At 62.0% G+C, this 15,747-nt stretch carries 11 protein-coding genes and 1 pseudogene; 2 read left to right on the top strand and 10 right to left on the bottom strand.

Translation table 11 applies throughout. From position 1 onward, the window contains the following. Positions 1 to 110: 110 nt before the first annotated feature. Positions 111 to 1,484, top strand: a complete 1,374-nt coding sequence (locus NA645_RS09535; RefSeq protein WP_256048574.1) for a substrate-binding domain-containing protein — start codon at positions 111 to 113, stop codon at positions 1,482 to 1,484. 69 nt (positions 1,485 to 1,553) lie between these two features. Here NA645_RS09535 and NA645_RS09540 read toward each other — a convergent pair whose 3' ends face one another. From NA645_RS09540 to pqqA, 8 genes and pseudogenes are all read right to left on the bottom strand, one after another. Next, a complete protein-coding gene (locus NA645_RS09540; RefSeq protein WP_256048575.1) occupies positions 1,554 to 3,248 on the bottom strand; it encodes a hybrid sensor histidine kinase/response regulator in 1,695 nt (564 codons plus the stop codon). Then, positions 3,232 to 4,395, bottom strand: coding sequence for an alcohol dehydrogenase-like regulatory protein ErcA (ercA, locus tag NA645_RS09545; RefSeq protein WP_256048576.1), 1,164 nt, complete (start codon positions 4,393 to 4,395; stop codon positions 3,232 to 3,234). The genes NA645_RS09540 and ercA overlap by 17 nt, the downstream gene beginning before the upstream one ends. A 116-nt stretch (positions 4,396 to 4,511) precedes the next feature. Beyond that, positions 4,512 to 5,722 (bottom strand): annotated as a pseudogene (locus NA645_RS09550) (S9 family peptidase); the annotation flags it as partial. Between the two features lie 38 nt (positions 5,723 to 5,760). Further along, the gene (gene pqqE, locus NA645_RS09555) at positions 5,761 to 6,915 is read right to left on the bottom strand and encodes a pyrroloquinoline quinone biosynthesis protein PqqE (protein ID WP_256048577.1); all 1,155 of its coding nucleotides are present in this window, start codon (positions 6,913 to 6,915) and stop codon (positions 5,761 to 5,763) included. Then, positions 6,887 to 7,165, bottom strand: coding sequence for a pyrroloquinoline quinone biosynthesis peptide chaperone PqqD (pqqD, locus tag NA645_RS09560; protein ID WP_256048578.1), 279 nt, complete (start codon positions 7,163 to 7,165; stop codon positions 6,887 to 6,889). Before pqqD ends, pqqE begins: the two co-directional genes overlap by 29 nt. A 54-nt stretch (positions 7,166 to 7,219) precedes the next feature. Beyond that, positions 7,220 to 7,972, bottom strand: coding sequence for a pyrroloquinoline-quinone synthase PqqC (gene pqqC / locus NA645_RS09565; protein WP_256048579.1), 753 nt, complete (start codon positions 7,970 to 7,972; stop codon positions 7,220 to 7,222). 129 nt (positions 7,973 to 8,101) lie between these two features. Continuing rightward, on the bottom strand, positions 8,102 to 9,013 hold the full coding sequence (gene pqqB / locus NA645_RS09570; RefSeq protein ID WP_256048580.1) for a pyrroloquinoline quinone biosynthesis protein PqqB: 912 nt from the start codon (positions 9,011 to 9,013) through the stop codon (positions 8,102 to 8,104). A 48-nt stretch (positions 9,014 to 9,061) separates the two neighbouring features. After that, positions 9,062 to 9,133 (bottom strand): pyrroloquinoline quinone precursor peptide PqqA, encoded by a 72-nt coding sequence (gene pqqA / locus NA645_RS09575; protein WP_115028541.1) that lies wholly within the window; start codon positions 9,131 to 9,133, stop codon positions 9,062 to 9,064. Positions 9,134 to 9,536: 403 nt separating this feature from the next. Between pqqA and NA645_RS09580 the strand changes: the two genes are divergently transcribed. Further along, positions 9,537 to 11,489, top strand: coding sequence for a sigma-54-dependent Fis family transcriptional regulator (locus tag NA645_RS09580; RefSeq protein ID WP_256048581.1), 1,953 nt, complete (start codon positions 9,537 to 9,539; stop codon positions 11,487 to 11,489). A 231-nt stretch (positions 11,490 to 11,720) separates the two neighbouring features. Here NA645_RS09580 and aldA read toward each other — a convergent pair whose 3' ends face one another. After that, positions 11,721 to 13,157 carry an aldehyde dehydrogenase gene (gene aldA, locus NA645_RS09585; RefSeq protein ID WP_256048582.1) on the bottom strand — a complete coding sequence of 479 codons (1,437 nt, stop codon included), beginning with the start codon at positions 13,155 to 13,157 and terminating at the stop codon, positions 11,721 to 11,723. 19 nt (positions 13,158 to 13,176) lie between these two features. After that, complete coding sequence (locus NA645_RS09590) at positions 13,177 to 15,363, bottom strand: PQQ-dependent dehydrogenase, methanol/ethanol family (RefSeq protein ID WP_256048583.1); 2,187 nt, start codon at positions 15,361 to 15,363, stop codon at positions 13,177 to 13,179. Between the last annotated feature and the right edge of the window lie 384 nt (positions 15,364 to 15,747).

Here is a 15,747-nt window from a genome sequence, read left to right on the forward strand (position 1 = left end):
TGTGCAGCGGGGGGACTGATGCACAGATTGACATCATCCAGGTTGGCGGTCACATAACGGTAAACAAAGCGTCTTAATCTCCCCGCTTCTTTGAAAGGGAGATTCGCTGCATGGCACCTTTTACGTCCGCACGCACCACAGGGAAACGGGTGTTATGCCTGGCGTTTTTCGCCCTGTTCTGTGCATCTCCTCTCTCGGTAAACGGAGCCGTGCCGGCGTTACCTGCAAAGGATCAGCCGGTACTGAGCATCCATGGGTCGAACACCGTCGGCGCCAAACTGGCGCCCATGTTGACCGCCGGTCTGTTCGAGGCGCAGGGGTTGCAGTCGATAAAGATCGCTTCCACCAGGGAAAACGAGCAGCGGATAAGCGCAGTCGACAGCAAAACCGGGCGCACGCTGTACGCCCTGGTTGCCGCTCACGGCACAGGCACTGGCTTTGCCGGACTCGGAGAAGGTTCCGCCGATCTTGCCGCCGCATCGCGCCCCATCAAGGACAGTGAATACGACAGCCTGGCCAGCCTCGGTGACCTGCGCAGCGCACAGTCCGAGCAGATCATCGCCATCGACGGTTTGGCGATCATCGTCCACCCGAACAACCGAATCGCCTCACTCAGCGTCGCGCAAGTCGCGGGCCTGTTCGCTGGCGAGATTCGCAACTGGCGCGAGCTGGGCGGCGATGATCTGGCTGTCGAACTGCACGCACGCGACGATCAGTCCGGCACCTATGACACCTTCAAGGAACTGGTACTCGGCACGCAGGACAAGAAGCTCGCCAGTAGTGCCTTGCGTTATGAATCCAATGACCAGCTTTCCCAAACGGTTATCAGCCGCCCTGGTGCTATCGGCTTCGTGGGACTCGCCTCGGTGGGAAGCGCCAAGGCGCTGGCAATTGCCGACGGCAACTCACAACCCATGCCTCCGTCCACCGCGTTGGTCGCGACAGAAGACTATCCGCTGTCGCGTCGTCTGTTCCTCTACGCCAAGCCTGCCGCCCAGTCGGACTGGACACGGGCCTATCTTGACTTTGCCCATAGCGCCGCCGGGCAGACCATCGTCGAAAAGGCCGGCTACGTCGCACAGGCAATCACTGCGATAAAGCTGCCGGCCCAACCCGACATGCCACAGCTTTACCAAGACCTGGCCAACGATGCCCGGCGGCTGACCGTCAACTTTCGTTTCGACGAGGGCAGCGCACGGCTGGATAACAAGGCTCAACGTGATATCGGACGCTTGACCGATTATCTCCAGCGTGCTGACAAACAGATGAACGCGGCGGTGCTGGTGGGTTTCGGCGATGCACGAGGGGACTCGGCACGTACCGAGCTTCTATCCAAACTCCGCGCGATGGCGGTGCGTCGCGAATTAGCGCGCGGCGGCATTCTGGTTAAAGATATCAACGGGTTGGGTGATCAACTTCCAGTTGCTTCTGATACGCCGTCGGGCCGCGTCAAGAACAGGCGTGTCGAGGTCTGGGTCTACTGAGTCGCCTTTAACCAGCGATCCGCCGAACTGTGAAGCAAGATGCGCAAGTCCCGACTGCAGCCGACCTCATTACGCCGCGGGCGGATTGGCCGAAGGCTCACCAGCAAGCAGGTGGCTAAGCACCGAGCGCATCTTGCCGGCCTTGACCGGCTTGTTCAGCACCGGCACGCCGAGGCCTTGTAATTGCTTGCGGCACTGGTCGCTTCGATCGGCGGTGATCATCACCACCGGAATCGCAACGCCGAACCACTCGCGCAATGCCTGCGCAACTTCCCAGCCGGTGACGCCTTGATCGAGATGATAGTCGGCCAGAATCAGCTCCGGCGCCCGGCCGTCCAGCACGGTAAGCGCGGTGATCTGGTCGGTCGCCGTGAGCACTTCGCAGCCCCACTGGCCAAGTAGTGCAGACATGCTGTGGAGGATGCTGAGCTCGTTATCCAGCACCAGCAGCCGTCGCCCGGGCAAGGGATCGCCCAGTTGCGGCACGCTGACCAGCGTCTCGAGGTTGCGCTTGGGCATTGACTCGCTCAGTGGCACCTCGATGCTGAAAACCGAGCCGCGCCCCGGTTGCGACCTGACCTGGATGCGGTAGTCGAGCATCTTGGCAATGCGTTCGACGATGGCCAGCCCCAGGCCGACGCCCCGCCGCTCGGCGGCACGTTCCACCCCGAGCTGATTGAATTCGAGGAAGATCGATTGCAGCTGATCCTGGGCGATGCCACGTCCGCTGTCCCATACCTCGATGCGCAGCGAACCGCCGCGCTTGCGCGCGCCGAGCAATACCCGGCCGTGTTCGGTGTAACGACAGGCATTGCTGAGAAAGTTGCGCAGGATGCGGCTCAGCAGGCGGAAATCGGTTCGGATCGCGTAGCGCGGAATGAAGTGAACGAGCCGCAGCCCCGCCGCCTCGGCGACCGGCTGGAACTCCGAAACCAGCGGCAACAGCACCTCGTCGAGGCGATAGCTGTCGAGATCCGGCTTGATCGCGCTCTGGTCCAGTTTGGAAATGTCCAGCAGGTCGGTGAGCAAATCCTCGGCGCCTTCCAATGCCTGATGCGCCCGCTGGACCAGATTGCGCTCTGCGCTCGGTAGATTGCGCTCGCAAAGGGTGGAAATCAGCAGCCGCGCCGCATTCAACGGTTGCAGCAGATCGTGGCTGGCCGCGGCCAGGTACTTGTCCTTGCTGAGGTTGGCCGCTTCGGCAGCGTCGCGGGCTTCGCGCAACTCGCAGGTACGCTCGGCGACGCGTTGCTCCAGCTGTTCATTGAGTTGCAGAAGCCGCAACTGAGCCTGCTTGCGCTCGGTGATGTCGGCGACGAAGCCTTCCACCAGGCCATCTTCGTCCGGCTTGAGCAGCAGGTTCATCATCACGTCGATGAAACTGCCGTCCTGGCGCCGCAACCGGGTCTCATAACCGAACAGACCCTGTTGAATGGTCAGCGTATGGCGAATCTGCAGCAGCTCCTCTTCGCCGCCGATGAAAAGGTGGTGCGACAGATCAGTGAGCGCCCACAGCGCAGCCTCGGGGCTTTCATAGCCGAGCATGCGCGCCAGGGCCGGATTGGCCGCACGTATGCCCTCCTGCAGGCTGGCCTGAAAGATGCCGTGCACCGCATGTTCGAACAGCCACTTGTAGCGGTTGCGCTCGGCCTCCAGCTCTTCCAGACGGCTCAGCAGCTCCGGGTAATGACTCTTGCGCGCCGAATGGCTGCCAAAGCCGAGCAGTTGAGTCAGCGCCTGCTGGTCGTCAAAGGGCTTCGGCATAAACGACCTCGACATCGCGCTGGGTCGAAGAACGTGGGTTGGTGAGGATGCAGGGGTCCTGCATTGCATGCTGCGACAGGAAGGGAATGTCCGACAGGTCAACGCCGTGCAGGCCGAGGCTTTCCTTGAAGCCGATCGATTGCTTGAGGCTGATCAGATGCTGCACCAGGCGCTCGCGGATCTGCCGGTGGTTCAGGCCGCGCGTATCGATACCCAGCGTCTGGGCGACGATCTTGAAGCGATCCGGCGCAGCGTCGTAGTTGAACGCCACCACATGCTCGACCAGCACCGCGTTGCACAGTCCGTGAGGCAGATCGAGATAACCGCCGAGGCTGTGAGACATGGCATGCACGGCGCCCAGAATCGCGTTGGAGAACGCCAGCCCGGCCTGCATGCTGCCGAGCATGATCTGCTCGCGCAGGGCGATATCCGCAGGATTGGCGATCATCTGCACCAGATTGCCGTTGATCAGCCGCATGGCCTCCAGCGCGTGGGGATCGGTCAGCGGGCCGTTGCCGGTGGAGACGAACGCCTCGATGGCGTGCACCAGCGCGTCGATACCCGTACAGGCGGACAGGAAGGGATCCATACTCGCCGTGGTTTCCGGGTCGATCAGCGAAACGTCCGGCACCGCCGCCTTGCTGACGATGGAAAACTTCATCCGCTCGTCCTGGTTGGAGATGATCACGAACTGCGAAACGTCCGCCGAGGTGCCGGCCGTGGTGGGGATCAGGATCAGCGGTGGGCTGGGCACTCGCAGGGTATCAACCCCTTCGAACTCGATGATATGGCGACCGTGGGCGACCACGATGCCGATGCCCTTGGCGCAATCCATCGGGCTGCCGCCGCCCACCGCGACGATCACGTTGCAGCCTTCATTGCGATAGACCTCGGCGCCAAGCATCACCTCTTCGCAACGCGGGTTGGGCGATACGTCCGAGAACAGGTGGTGTTCGATGTTCTGCCGCTCGAGGCTGGCCTGCACGTCGGCCACCCAGCCAGCGGCCACCACACCGGGGTCGGAAACCACCAGTACCTTGCGCGCGCCGAAGTTGCTGGCACAGGTACCGACGCTGTGGCGGCAGCCGGCACCGAAGATGATTTCAGGGGAAACGAATTTACGCTGGAGGCTGATATTCGGGCTCATCACCGTGGCCTTTATTATTTTTGTAACAACCGCGCAAGCCTACTGGATTGGTTAGGTAAAGCAATGCATCCAAGGAATAGCGTGCGCAGGTCCGTCCCGTTTCGTTGCGCAACCCGGAAATACAGACTCTGCGGGCACGAAAGCTGGGTACCGAGCAGCGGTTGCTCACCGCCGGTCAGCACGCTCGTTTCGCCATTGCCCCGGTCGATCATCAGCACCGGGACGGTGCGATCTGGTAAGCCGGCGATGCAATAGAAGAAGCGGTCGTCGACAGCCAACTGGCGACAGCGGGAATAATCATTGGCCAGCTGTCGCGCACCGCCCCCGACTTCATGTTCGAACAGCAGGCCAAAGCCGTCGCGCATATGAGTCAACAACAGACCGCCGCCGGCCAGAGGCTGATAGCTGATCGTACCCAGCTGCCAGGGTGCCGGAGCGCAGTCGAAGTCCTTGGTGCGCAGAGCGCACCCTACGGGTGGTTCGGGCTGGCTCTTGTAGGGTGCGCTCCGCGCACCGCCACCGCCAAGCTCATGCATCACGAGCCGCCCTGCACTCTCGCGCCAGGGTTGCCACCAACCGTTGCGATCGCTAAGGCAAAAAACACCCCGTCTTCGTCGAAGCGCGGCTGTTGCAAAGACTCCTGGCCATCAGCGCCCGCCAGGCAACAAGCATTACCCCAAAGCCCCTCGGCCGAGCGCTCGGCCCAGCACAAACGGGTTGCGGTCCAAGGCTGCTCAGGGCGACTCCATTCGATCCAGGCCAGGCGCCGGCCTTCCGGGTCGAGCGTGGGCGACGAATAGAAATCGGCGCCCTCGACCAACACCTGCCGCGCGCCGTCATCGAGGCCAAGGCTCACCAGGCGGTGCTCGACGCCCGGCTCACCATGGCGCTCTTCCAGCGCAACGATGGCATTGCCACGACGATCGAATTGCAGGTCGCCGTAACGACACTCGTCCCGTTCAGTCAGCATGAGCGGCATCTCGTAGTGCGCTTCGCGCACCTTCGCGACCGCAATCAGGCTGATCCTGGATATAGATCTGTTGATCCGCCTCGTTGACGAAGGCAACCCCTGCGCGGTCAGGCAGAAGGTGCCACCGCCATATTCATAGACGCGGCTGCGCACCGAAAAGCCGGCCGATGTCGGGCAGCTCACCTGCCCTTCACGCCAATACCAGAGCGTGCAACGCGCATCCGCCGGGTCGTACTCGATCCAGAACAGCCCGCCATGGCCAGCGCGCAGCTCGGCGAAGTCCCGGCTGGCTGAGGCAGCCCGCTCGGTACTCCACTCGCTGGGCCAGGAACCATAGGGAACAGCGGTTTTGCTCATGCATGCATCCATCGTTCAGCGGCCAGCAAGCGCCGTGCTCAGACCTTGAGGATGAGCCTTGAGGCCTTTTCGTTGCGGTAGCGCAGTTGATCGAGGCCCAGCGCGCCCGCCTCGGCCTGCTCGCGAGCAGCGAGGATCTTGCCGTGCTGCGCCGACTTGCTGCACACCGGGTCGGCATTCGCGGCGTCGCCGGTGAGCATGAACGCCTGGCAACGGCATCCGCCGAAGTCCTGTTCCTTCTCGTCGCAGCTGCGGCAGGGTTCGGGCATCCAGTCGTAGCCACGAAATTTGTTGAAACCGAAGGAATGACGCCAGATGTGTTCGATGCTCTGCTCGCGAACGTTGGGAAATTCCACCGGCAGCTGACGCGCGCTGTGGCACGGCAACGCCGTACCGTCGGGGGTAATGTCGAGAAATAGATTGCCCCAGCCGCTCATGCAGGCCTTTGGGCGTTCTTCGTAGTAATCGGGCGTCACGAAGATCAGCTTGCAGGGGTGATTGTCCGCGGCCAGCTTGTCGCGCCATTGGTTGGTGATGCGTTCAGCCCGCTCCAATTGTTCCTTGCTTGGCAACAGCCCGGCGCGATTCAGCTCGGCCCAGCCATAGAACTGGCAGGTGGCCAACTCGACGAAGTCCGCTTCCAGTTCCAGGCAAAGCTCGATGATGCGTTCGATGTTGTCGATGTTGTGCCGATGGGTGACGAAGTTGAGCACCATCGGGTAGCCGTGCTGCTTCACCGCACGCGCCATGGCCAGTTTCTGCGCGAAAGCCTTCTTCGAGCCCGCGAGCAGGTTGTTCACTTCCTCGTCGGCAGCCTGGAAGCTGATCTGGATATGGTCCAGTCCGGCCTCGGCGAAGCTGGCTATCTTCTCTTCGGTCAGGCCGATGCCGGAGGTGATCAGGTTAGTGTAGTAACCCATGTCACGGGCGGCCTTGATCAACTCGGCCAGGTCCTGGCGCACCAGCGGCTCGCCTCCGGAAAAACCCAGCTGCGCTGCGCCCATCTGGCGGGCCTGACGGAACACCTCGACCCACTCGGCGGTACTCAGCTCGTCATGGCTGCGAGCAAAATCCAGCGGATTGGAACAGTACGGACATTGCAGCGGGCAGCGATAGGTCAGTTCTGCCAGCAGCCACAACGGCGGGCCGGGTTCGTAGCCGGGTTTAACGAAGCTCGATCCAGAATCGTTCAACGGCCACCTCCAGGAATGCCAGGATGTCTTCTTCGATGCCCTCCGCGTCGGGGAAGCTCCCGTGCAGATCGGCAACGATCCCTCCTGCCGTTCGCGAGCCGTCGACCCGTTTGAGTATCTCGGCGGCACTGTCGTTGAGCTTGATCATCCCCTCGGGGTAGAGCAAAACGTGACAGCCTTGCGCCGGCTCGAACTGGAAGCGATAACCGCGGCGGAAGACCGGGACTTTCAGCAGAATGTTCTCGTTCATGTCAGTTCACTCGCCAAATACGGGTGGCCATACAAGCGGCGCGGGGTTTCGCACTCACAACGTAATGCCCTTGTGCCAAACCCGCTCACGAGTCACGGTGTGGTAAGGCGGGCGGCCCAGTTCGTAGGCCATGCTTATGGCATCGAGCATGCTCCACAACACGTCCAGCTTGAACTGAAGAATGTTCAGCATGCGCTCCTGCGCGTCACGCGTGCGGTAATGGCCGAGCGTGATGCGCAGCCCGTGCTCGACGTCACGACGCGCTTCCTTCAGGCGCTTGCGGAAATAGTCATAACCGGAGGCATCGATCCAGGGGTAATGCTGAGGCCACGCGTCCAGCCGCGACTGGTGGATGGTCGGTGCGAAGAGCTCGGTCAACGAGCTGCTGGCCGCCTCCTGCCAGGAGGCGCGGCGCGCGAAGTTGACATAGGCATCCACCGCGAAACGCACGCCGGGCAGCACCAGCTCCTGCGACAGCACCTGCTCGCGGTCGAGCCCCACGGCCTCGGCCAGCCGCAGCCAGGCCTCGATGCCACCCTCCTCGCCGGGCGCGCCATCATGATCGAGGATGCGCTGGACCCACTCGCGGCGCGCGTCGCGATCCGGACAGTTGGCCATGATCGCCGCATCCTTCAGCGGAATGCAGACCTGGTAGTAGAAACGGTTGGCCACCCAGCCCTGGATCTGTTCACGAGTGGCCTGACCCGCGTACATCGCTCGATGAAAAGGGTGATGGATATGGTAGTAATCGCCCTTGGCACGCAGCGCCTGTTCGAATTCGGCTGGGGTCATTGCTGGCAGGGTCATCGCGGCTTCCTTTGCTATTCCCAGTTGGTAATACACGGCGTGGGAAGGATTGCTCTCGTAGGGTGCGCTCTGTGCACCATCAATTCCGAAGTAGTCCGGTGCGCGAAGCGCACCCTACATCCGGCGCAGCTACAACTCGATGCTCATGCCATCGAAGGCTACTTCGATGCCGTGCTCGATAAGGATGGCTCGTTCGGGCGAATCTTCGTCGAGTATCGGGTTGGTGTTATTGATATGGATGAGGATCTTGCGCGGATCCGGCAGACCGTCGAGCACCTCGATCATGCCGCCCGGGCCACTTTGCGGCAGATGGCCCATCTCGCTACCCAGCTTTGTACCCACCTCGCACACGCGCATTTCGTCGTCGCGCCAGAGCGTGCCGTCTACCAGCAGGCAGTTGGCCGTGCGCATGGTACTCAGGAGCGTCTCGCTCACCTTCCCCAAGCCCGGTGCGTAAAAGAGCGTGCCACCGGTGCGACGGTCTTCGATGAACAGGCCGATGTTGTCGCCAGGATGCGGATCGTTGCGGTGCGGCGAATATGGCGGTGCCGAGCTGCGCAGCGGGATCGGTGTGATGGAAAGGTTCGGGCAGGTCGGAATGACGAAACTGCCTTCTAACGCGATGGGATTCCACTTCAGCCCGCCATTCCAATGTTCGAGCATGTTGAACAGCGGAAAGCCGGTCGTCAGATCATGATGCACCATCTCACTACACCAGACCTCATGCGGGCAGCCTTCGCGCAGGGTCAGCAGGCCGGTGGTGTGATCGATCTGGCTGTCGAGCAGGATGATTGCGCTGATGGCCGTATCGCGCGGCTTGCGTGCCGGCTGCAACACTGGAAAGGCCTCCAGTTGCGCACGGATATCCGGCGATGCGTTGCAGAGAATCCAGTCCACGCCGTTATCGCTGATGGCAATCGACGACTGGGTACGTGCCAGTCCGCGCAACGTACCGGCGCGCAGGCCGGCACAGTTGGAGCAATTGCAATTCCACTGAGGGAAACCACCGCCTGCAGCAGAACCGAGAATCTGGATGAACATGCGCTTCCCCCGATTGATAGAACCCCGGCCGAAGCCGGGGCGGAACAGTCAACGATTGGCGAAGTACATGGTCACTTCGAAACCAATGCGCAGATCGCTGTACTCGGGTTTAGTCCACATGGGTCGTTCCTCTTCTTATGAAGCCGGAGAATTCCGGCAGATTTGAGTTAACCATCAGGCCCGACACCCCCGAATGCTACTTTCGAACGAGTTTCGGTCCTGATTTGGTAGCGTGTCAGCGACACCTGTACGCCTGTCCGCTCCACCTGTCGCATTCTTGCGACGGCTGTGCCGACGCCCGCACTCTGCGGCCTGCCTCTACCGCCCAAGCTCGGGACTTGCGGTGACGCCGAATGCTCCCGGCATATCACTTGCTGTATCCGTGCCATCTCCGACGGATGGATGACAGAAGGCGCCGCCGAAGAAGTCTATGGTTGAAGTGTTCGGTCAGCCGCTGGTTCGACAAAAAACAACAAGACGTCGAGACGTGCCCCCAGGTCCGTCATCGGCCAATGAGGATCACATGAATTTGCATGCTTCGGATAATGCCAGCGAACTCGCAGCCTTCGTGGCTCATCACTTTCCCGAACGCAGCATTCAACCGGACGGCTTGATTGCTCAGTCCTGGTACCGAAGCGTTACCCAGCACCGCCTCAACCCACGCGGACGCTGCGAGAAGAACATTCTCACCGCTGCCGAGATCCGCCAGCACCAGGCTCAGCATCAGGAGTATCTGGCTGTCGCCAGCCAGGGCGTCACCGGCCTGGCCAAGCGCGTCGTGCAAGCCGGCTTCTCCGTGCTGCTCAGCGACGAGGGCGGCGTCACGCTGGATGCACGCCTGCCCGCACAGCGCGACCTCTACACTCAGTCTGGGCTAATCATCGGTGCGCGCTGGGACGAATCGGTCGCCGGCACCAACGGCATCGGCACTGCCCTGGCCGCGGCCCAAGCGCTGACCATCCACCGTGAGGAGCACTTCCTCGCCACGAACTTCCGCCTGAGCTGCTCGGTATCGCCGATCTTCGACTCCCAAGGCCAACTGCGCGGCTGCCTCAACGCCACCTGCCTGAACAGCGACGGCCCCAAGGAAGCGCAATACCTGACCCTGCAATTGGTGATCATGTATGCGCGGCTGATCGAGAACGCTCACTTCCATCAGAGCTACCGTGATCGCCTGACCTTGGCCATCAAGCCCCGCGACGACATCACCGACCTCGCCAACGAGCAGTTGTTGGCCCTGGATGAACAAGGGCGGGTGATCGGTGCCAACCGCGCCGCCTTCGTCGCCTACGAACAAGGCCATGGAAGCGCCCTGCTCGGCCGACCCATCGACAGCCTGCTGCCGGCCAATGTCGACGAACTGCTCAGCATGACCAACGGCGGAGCCCGTGGCGTGCGCCTGCGCTCCCTGCAGGGCGAGGCGCTGATGGATGTTGGCTTGCGCATTCCTGCAAATCATTTTCGCTCCGCGCGTTCAACGTCAGATGCCGGCGTTCGCACCCCGGCAAGCGAGCATCCCGACCTTGAACATCTCGGCGGCAGCGACCCGCAGTTGCAACTGGGCGTGCGGCGCATCCGCAAGGTGATCGATAAAGGTATCCCTATCCTCATCACTGGCGAGACCGGCACCGGCAAGGAAGCCTTCGCACGGGCCGTCCATCAGGCCAGCGCCCGACGAGGCGGCCCTTTCATCGCCCTCAATTGTGCCGCCATCCCGGAAACTCTGATCGAGAGCGAACTCTTCGGCTACCGTAGCGGCAGCTTCACAGGTGCCAGCAAGAAAGGCATGAAGGGCAAGCTGGAGCTGGCCAACGGCGGCACCCTGTTTCTCGATGAGATCGGCGATATGCCGGCGCATTTGCAAACCCGTCTGCTGCGGGTGCTGGCAGAGCGAGAGATCTTTCCCTTGGGTGCCGAGACGCCGGTGCCGCTGGATGTGCAGGTGGTGTCCGCCACGCATCAGGATCTGCACGGGATGATCCAGGCCAGGCTGTTCCGCGAGGATCTGTTCTATCGACTCAGCGGCATGACCCTGGCGCTACCGGCCTTGCGCGAGCGCAGCGACCGCGCCGAGCTGATTCACAACCTGCTCAGCGCTCAGGCCGACGCTGATGGATTACGCCTGGACGAAGCGGCACGCCAGCGCCTTCTCAACCATCCCTGGCCTGGCAATATCCGCCAGTTGCTCAACGCGCTGCGTTACGCCGTGGCCCTGGCCGAAGACGGTGTGATCGATTGCGATTGCCTACCTGCCGAGCTGCATCAACCGTCCCTTCCCGCGCCGGCGGCGCCGACGGCGCCAGCAGCCACCCTGGCCGACCAGTTGGGCAACGACGAAGCGCGCCATCTGCTGGCAGTCTTGCGGCAATACCGCTGGAACATCAGCGCGGCAGCCGAAGCCAGCTCCGTATCCCGCTCGACGCTGTACCGCAAGATGAAAAAGCACGGCATCGTCCAGCCCAATGAGATGTTTTAGCTCTAAGTTGCAGGAGAGACGGCTCAGCACGCCATGGGAGCGAGCTGACCGCGAATGGCGAAACCTAGGAAGGCTTTCCGTGCCTCGCCATCCTCGCGCCGTTCTTCACTGAAATGGTGCTCGGCAGTTCGAGGTCCGCGCTTTCCGCGGCTTTCCAGGGCGAGTCCCGGTTCGCTGGTCTTACCCTGGGAAGGAAGATGGGTATGAGGCCGCCCAAGGCGGCCCTTACCTTTACTGCTGGATGTAAACCACATGCGTACGGGTGTACTCATAGAGCCCGTGTTTGCCGTCCGCCCCGCCGATCCCCGACTTGCGAGTGCCGGCATGAAAGCCCTGCATCGCTTCGAAGTTCTCGCGGTTAATGTAGGTTTCGCCGAAATCCAGTCCGGCGGCCGCTTTCATTGCGGTAGACAGGTCGCGGGTGTAGATCGACGAAGTCAGGCCGTACTCGCAGTCGTTGGACAGGGCGATGGCTTCGTCCAGGTCGTCGATGATCTGGATCGGCAGCACCGGGCCGAAGATCTCCTGACGCATGATTTCCATGTCCTGCGAGCAGTTGGCAAGAATCGTCGGTTGGTAGTGAAAGCCCTGGCCGAGGTCAGCGATCTGGCCGCCTGTGATCAGCTGGGCGCCCTGGTTCTGGGCGGTTCTGACCATTTGTTCGACCTTGCGTAGCCCTGCCTCGTTGATCAGCGGGCCCATCTCCACATCCGCCTGCGCGATCGGGTCGCCGTAACGCGTTTCGGCCATGACGCCGGCGATGCGTTCGATGAACTGGTCGGCCACGCCGCGCTGCACGTAGACGCGCTCGGCGCAGTTGCACACCTGGCCGGTGTTGATGATTCGCGAGGCGCGGATGGCGTTGACCGCCAGCTCCAGATCGGCATCGTTCATTACGATCGCAGGCGCCTTGCCGCCCAGCTCTAGGTTGAGTTTGGTGACGTTGGGCGCCGCAGCGGCCATGATCCGCGAGCCGGTGCCAACGCTGCCGGTGAAGCTGATCATGTCGATCCCGCTGCTGGTGGTCAGCGCGCTACCGACACCGGCGCCGCTGCCACAGACCACGTTGAAGACGCCCCTCGGCAAGTCGGTCTCGGCAACCAGTTTGGCGAATTCGAAACAGTTGTTCGGCGTTTCCTCGCTGGGCTTGATCACGATGGTATTGCCGGTGACCAGCGCCGGCGCCATCTTGCGCGCGATCAGGAAGAACGGGAAATTCCACGGCAGGATGCCGGCCACCACGCCCAGCGGTTTACGGAACAGGAAAATGTTCTCACCTGGGCGGTCGCTGGTGATGATTTCACCCTCGATACGCCGCGCCCACTCGGCCATGTAATCCATGTAGTCGGCGGTGAAGTTGACCTCCACCAGTGCCAGGCTCTGGATCTTGCCCTGTTCTTCGGTTATCACGCGGGCCAGGCGCTCGGCGTTCTGGCGAATCTTGCTGGCGATTGCGCGCAGGTAGCCGGCGCGCTCGATGGCAGGCTTCTTCGCCCAGTCTTTCTGCGCCGTACGGGCAGCAGCGATGGCGCGCTCGACGGTGCCAGCATCGGATTCCGGCACACGGGACAGCACAACACCGGTGGCCGGGTTACGGACCTCGACGAGGTTGTCGCAGCCAACGAAGGCACCGTCAATGTAGTTCTGGTAGGTGATTGCATCGGTCATGTCGATCTCCTAAATAGGGTTAGTTGCTAGCGGTTTTATTGGCAGGCAGCGGCAGGTCATCCGGGCCGTGTTCGAGTCGGTCGTGGGCGCGCTTGATCAGGTATTGATGGATCTGCCCCATCTGCTCCATATCGAAGGCTTCTGCGAACGACGGCATGCCATCGGGGATGCGGGCGCCGTGGAGGATGCCGAGGAACTGCTCGTGTTTCTCCGGCGTGAGCATGCGCAGGTCCGGCAGCACGCCACCGCTGACCGCGTGGATGCCGTGGCACTGTGAGCAATAACCGTCGTAGAGCTTGGCGCCGGCTTCGACCGTGGCGACGTCCGCGGTCAGCGGTGGCGGCTCGGGTGCGTCTGCCCGTGGTGCCGGTTCCTGCAATTCGCCCGTACCGCCGAGCTTGTAAGTCAGCACTTGCGCATAAGGTTGCACGCCGGCGCGCAGCGACAGGGCTCCGGCGAATGTGGAGAAGGCGCCGCCCCAGCCCGCCATGAAGGTCACGTATTGCTCGCCGTCGACGCTGTAGGTGATGGGCGCGGCCATCACGCCGCTCGCGGCGGGCTGTTCCCAGAGCTTGTCGCCGTTGTCAGCCGCGTAGGCAATCACTCGCCCGTCCGCGCTGCCCTCGAACACCAGGTTGCCGGCGGTGGTCAGCGTGCCGCCGTTAAAGATGGTGACGTAGGGCACTTCCCAGGCCTGTTGCTGTTTTACCGGGTCCCAGGCGATCAGCTTGCCGGACCAAGTATCAGCGTACTTGCCAAGACCTTCGGGGTCCTCGGGCATCATTCCGGTCTTCAGGCCCAGCTGATACATGCTTTTGAATTTGTTGCGCGCCGGCGCGTCCGGCACGTGTTCGTACCAAGCGGACATGATGTGCGCAGGGATGTACACGAGACCCGTGTCCGGGTTGTAAGACATCGGGTGCCAGTCATGCGCGCCCCAGAAGCCGGGCTGGACCAGCTTGGCCTTCTTTTCACCCTTCCAATAGGCCGCGGCTTCGTCGTCGACGATAGGGCGTCCGGTCTTCAGATCGACGCCCTTGGCCCAGTTGATCGGCACGATGTTTTCGGCCGACAGGAGCTCGCCAGTGGCGCGGTCGATGACGTAGAAGAAACCGTTCTTCGGCGCCTGCATCAGCACCTTGCGCTCTTTGCCCTCGATTTCGAGATCAGCAAGGATCATGTGCTGCGTGGCGGTGTAGTCCCAGGCATCGCCCGGTGTGGTCTGGTAGTGCCAGACGTACTCACCGGTGTCGGCATTGACCGCGACGATGGAGGACAGGAACAGGTTGTCGCCCTTGCCCTCGCTGCGCCAGATCGGGTCCCACAGCGAGCCGTTGCCGACGCCTATATACAGCAAGTTCAGTTCGGGATCGTAGGCGAAGGAGTCCCAGGCGGTGCCGCCGCCGCCCTGCTCAACGAAGGCGCGACCGTGCCAGGTCTTCTTCGCGATCTCCATGCCCTTGCCTTCGGCTGGCTTGTCCGGATCGCCCGGCACGGTGAAGAAGCGCCAGGCTTGATCGCCGGTCTCGGCATCGTAGGCGGTCACGTATCCGCGTACGCCGAACTCAGCGCCACCATTGCCGATCACGACCTTGCCGTTGACCACTCGCGGCGCGCCGGTGATGGTATAGCTGCGCGCTTTGTCGTTGCGGGTGTCTACCGACCAGACGCGTTCGCCGGTTTTGGCGTCGATGGCTTCTAGGCGACCATCGAGCACGCCGACGTAGACCTTGCCCTTCCACACAGCAACGCCGCGGTTGATCGCATCACAACAGGCTTCGCCAGCGCGGGAGCGGTCCGATTGCGGGTCGTACTTCCAGATCAGCTCCCCGCTGCGGGCGTCCAGCGCGTAGACGATTGAGAACGGGCCTGTGGTGTACATCACGCCATCGACCACGATAGGCGTGGCTTCCACCCCGCGGTCGATGTCGAGCTTGTAACTCCAAGCTAGCCCCAGCTCGTCGACGTTCTCGGCAGTAATGTTCTTCAGCGGGCTGTAGCGCTGCTCGCCATAGTCACGACCGTGGCTCATCCAATTGCCGGGCTCAGCGTCGGCATTGGCGATGCGTTTGCCGTCGACATCAGCCGCTAGCGCTACCGAAGAACAGGCTGCGCTCAACGCCAGCACGGTGAACAGGCTTTTAACGAACGAGGCGGCTGGTGGCGGCTCTGCGCCTCCACACCTTTGCAGGCCAGTACGATTCATCTATGCGTCTCCAGTTCTTATTAGGGGCCGCAGCATCGCGCCACGGTCCCTGCGGTATCGCAATGGCTATGCCAGCGTTACGCTTTATCGCTGGAGGGCGCGTGGATACTGGGCCTGATGATTGGATGAAAGCAGAAATGACTGCGCTGGCAGGCGGGCAGCTGCACCAGGAAAGGAACAGGCGAAGCGAGGAATGGAACAGTTGTGTCAGGAATGAAAACAGTGGTCTGCCGAAAGCGCTTCAAGTGCAGAACCAGAGCCCGCGAATCGAACGGTTATTCGAGTTGGATGAGTACGCAGCACGTTCTTACAGCGTTCTTCTGAAAAAAAAACGCGGCCAAAAGGCCGCGCCGCGAAACGAGCCGTCCGGTCGTCACGGGGATG

It is taken from the genome of Stutzerimonas stutzeri, assembly GCF_024448955.1.
GTDB classification, from domain to species: Bacteria; Pseudomonadota; Gammaproteobacteria; order Pseudomonadales; family Pseudomonadaceae; genus Stutzerimonas; species Stutzerimonas stutzeri_AQ.

Bases quoted from the DNA above. Each gene is read 5' to 3' on its own strand.
- NA645_RS09535 (WP_256048574.1), top strand. From the start codon at position 111: ATGGCACCTTTTACGTCCGCACGCACCACAGGGAAACGGGTGTTATGC.
- NA645_RS09540 (WP_256048575.1), bottom strand. From the start codon at position 3,248: ATGCCGAAGCCCTTTGACGACCAGCAGGCGCTGACTCAACTGCTCGGC.
- ercA (WP_256048576.1), bottom strand. From the start codon at position 4,395: ATGAGCCCGAATATCAGCCTCCAGCGTAAATTCGTTTCCCCTGAAATC.
- pqqD (WP_256048578.1), bottom strand. From the start codon at position 7,165: ATGAACGAGAACATTCTGCTGAAAGTCCCGGTCTTCCGCCGCGGTTAT.
- pqqC (WP_256048579.1), bottom strand. From the start codon at position 7,972: ATGACCCTGCCAGCAATGACCCCAGCCGAATTCGAACAGGCGCTGCGT.
- pqqB (WP_256048580.1), bottom strand. From the start codon at position 9,013: ATGTTCATCCAGATTCTCGGTTCTGCTGCAGGCGGTGGTTTCCCTCAG.
- NA645_RS09580 (WP_256048581.1), top strand. From the start codon at position 9,537: ATGAATTTGCATGCTTCGGATAATGCCAGCGAACTCGCAGCCTTCGTG.
- aldA (WP_256048582.1), bottom strand. From the start codon at position 13,157: ATGACCGATGCAATCACCTACCAGAACTACATTGACGGTGCCTTCGTT.
- NA645_RS09590 (WP_256048583.1), bottom strand. From the start codon at position 15,363: ATGAATCGTACTGGCCTGCAAAGGTGTGGAGGCGCAGAGCCGCCACCA.